This is a genomic window from Microcystis sp. M53598_WE2, from assembly GCF_030067735.1.
Lineage (GTDB): Bacteria > Cyanobacteriota > Cyanobacteriia > Cyanobacteriales > Microcystaceae > Microcystis > Microcystis aeruginosa.
On the sequence record NZ_JASJFE010000466.1, the window covers coordinates 1 to 3,183 of the forward strand.

Genomic DNA, 3,183 nt, shown 5'->3' on the forward strand with positions numbered 1-3,183 from the left:
CGGTGCGCGGTATCCAAATCATGAGCGAAATGATTCAAACCATGGCTACTGAGGCGGGTATTGCCGACACCTCTTTGATCGCTGAACCCTTTGATCATCTCACTCGCGAATTAAGCGAAGTGTCTATCTAATATTGAACGAACCTGCGTCAGTCCCCACTCTCAGCCTAGGGGAGTGGGGAAGATGCAGCAAGGGGAACCATTAAGTGGTTCTCCTGGTGCGGAAGTCTGAGGCAACCGCCATCGACGAAGAAGCGTCAGAAACTTCCCACTCAGCCAAGGGGTGGGGAACAGTTGATTAAAACATTGTCCAGCTTTCTTTGACCCATGACTCTCCCCTCGGATTTTCCCCTAGAACCACCGGCTACCAATAAAGATCCCCATCGTGATTATCGCGGACTCGATCGCGATAAACTCACCCCCATGTACCAGCATTATGTGGAGGTAAAAGAAACCTATCCCAATGCTCTTTTACTCTATCGTGTGGGCGATTTTTTCGAGTGTTTCTTTCAGGATGCGGTGATTATCTCCAGAGAATTAGAATTAGTTCTCACCAGCAAGGAAGGGGGTAAAGGGATTGGGAGAGTCGCCATGACCGGGGTTCCCCACCACGCCCTAGAGCGCTATAGTCGTTTATTGGTGGAAAAAGGCTATGCGGTGGCGATTTGTGACCAAGTAGAGGATTCAACGGAAGCAGCCGCCGAAAAACGGCTCGTAGAACGCGCTATCACCAAACTGCTCACCCCCGGAACCCTCACCGATGAGGGAATGTTAAACGCAAAAAAGAATAATTTTCTAGCCGCAGTGGTGATCACCGGAGAAAATTGGGGATTAGCCTATGCAGATATCTCCACCGGAGAATTCTACACCACCCAAGCCAGCGATTTAACGGCTTTAAGCCTAGAATTAAGCCGTTTACAGCCCTCAGAAATCCTTTTTCCCATCAATGCCCCCGATTTAAACCGTATTTTGCGCCCCGGGGAAAAATCTGACCATCTCCCCCCCTGTTTACCCGATAGTTTTTGTTATTCTCTCCGTCCCCAAACTATCTTTACTCTCACAGAGGCGAAAAATCGTCTCTTAATCACCTATAAAATGCGTTCCCTAGAGGGGATGGGCTGCGAACATTTACCCCTTGCTATTCGCGCAGCCGGAGGCCTATTAGAATACATTGAAGATACCCAAAAAGCCAATCAAGTCCCCCTACAACCTTTAAAAACCTACTCTATCTCCGAATTTTTGATTTTAGATGGGCAAACCCGTCGCAACCTTGAAATTACCCAAACGGTGCGCGATGGTAGCTTCTATGGTTCTCTATTATGGGCGATCGATCGTACTTGTACGGCCATGGGTAGTCGCGCCTTACGTCGTTGGTTACTGCAACCCCTCTTAGATTCTCGCGGTATTCGCGCCCGTCAAGATACTATCCAAGAGTTAAAGGATAATCCCGCCCTGCGCCAAGATATTCGGCAAAAATTAAGGGAAATCTACGATATAGAACGTTTAAGCGGTCGTGTTGGCGCAGGAACGGCTAACGCCCGCGATTTACTTTCCCTAGCGGCATCTTTAGTCAAATTAGCCGATTTAGCGGCTTTGGTTGCTTCGGGAAATTCGCCCTATTTGAAAGCTTTACAGCAAATTCCCGCCGATTTAGAAAAATTAGGCCAGCAGGTGATAGCGCATCTGGTGGAATCTCCCCCGCTGCATCTGAAGGAAGGGGGGGTGATTCGCGAGGGAATTGATGCCCAATTGGATGCCCTGCGGCGCGACTATCAGGAAGTAATCGATTGGTTTAAGAATCTGGAGACGACAGAAAAAGAAAGAACGGGTATTAGCAACCTTAAGGTTAATTATAACAAAACTTTCGGTTATTATATCAGTTTACCCCGCAGTAAAGCCGATTTCGCCCCAAAAGATTATGTGCGTAAGCAAACTTTAGTCAATGAGGAACGTTATATCACCACCGAGTTAAAGGAGAAAGAAAATATAATTCTGACGGCAGTAGATGAATTAAATAAGTTAGAATACGAGATTTTTAGCGATTTACGCCGTCAAGTGGCCGAATTTTCCCCAGAAATTCGGGAAGTGGCCACAAAAGTCGCCGCTTTGGATGTGTTGGCAGCATTGGCAGAAATCGCCGTTTATCAGGGATATTGTCGCCCAGAAATCGCGGATGGTCGTCTTATCGATATTAAAGATGGTCGTCATCCCGTGGTGGAACAATCCCTTGGGGCTGGCTTTTTTGTGCCGAATTCGATTAATTTGGGCAATCAGGAGGGTTTAGAATACCCCGACTTGATTATTCTCACCGGTCCCAATGCTAGTGGCAAAAGTTGTTATCTGCGACAGGTGGGATTAATTCAATTGTTGGCCCAAACCGGCAGTTTTGTCCCAGCAAAGTCGGCCAAAATCTCGATCTGCGATCGCATTTTCACCCGGGTGGGGGCTGTGGATGACCTCGCTACGGGCCAATCCACCTTTATGGTGGAAATGAACGAAACCGCCAATATTCTCAATCACGCCACAGACAGATCATTAGTATTATTAGACGAAATTGGCCGGGGGACAGCCACCTTTGACGGTTTATCCATAGCTTGGTCTGTGGCGGAGTATTTAGCCACGGTACTGCAATCGCGGACGATTTTCGCCACTCACTACCACGAACTGAACGAATTAGCTTCAATTTTAGAGAATGTAGCCAATTATCAGGTAACGGTCAAAGAATTACCCCATGAGATAGTATTTTTGCACCAAGTACGACCGGGAGGTGCGGATAAATCCTATGGTATCGAAGCGGGGAGATTAGCCGGTTTACCAGCTTCTGTGATCGATCGTGCCATGCAGGTGATGGGTCAAATCGAAAAACATAGTAAAATTGCGATCGGTTTGCGTCAAGGAATTAAGAAAATTAAACCAGTTAAGTCGGATAATCCCCCATCTCTGCAGCAGTTAGATATTTTTGATGACAGTAAGTAGGTATGTGTTAAAAATTATCAGACACCCCCCTTATCAAGGGTAGATCCCCCCGCCTATCGGCACCCCCCTTATCAAGGGGGGCAGGGGGGATCGAACCTAAAATTCATTTTTAATTTAATTATAACCAACAACTTAATAACTGGATTTGGTATCAGTTATAGCTAAAAACTTCGCTACTTTCTGTTTACTGATTACTGATTACTGATCA

At 46.7% G+C, this 3,183-nt stretch carries 1 protein-coding gene and 1 pseudogene; both read left to right on the plus strand.

The window, feature by feature from the left end:
- Positions 1-131, plus strand: a pseudogene (locus PX636_RS09695) (allophycocyanin subunit beta); the annotation flags it as partial.
- A 195-nt stretch (positions 132-326) separates the two neighbouring features.
- Positions 327-2,975 (plus strand): DNA mismatch repair protein MutS, encoded by a 2,649-nt coding sequence (gene mutS / locus PX636_RS09700; protein WP_288116954.1) that lies wholly within the window; start codon positions 327-329, stop codon positions 2,973-2,975.
- The last annotated feature ends 208 nt before the right edge of the window (positions 2,976-3,183 follow it).

Excerpts from the sequence above, each read along its gene's own strand:
- mutS (WP_288116954.1), top strand. The coding sequence starts at position 327 with ATGACTCTCCCCTCGGATTTTCCCCTAGAACCACCGGCTACCAATAAA.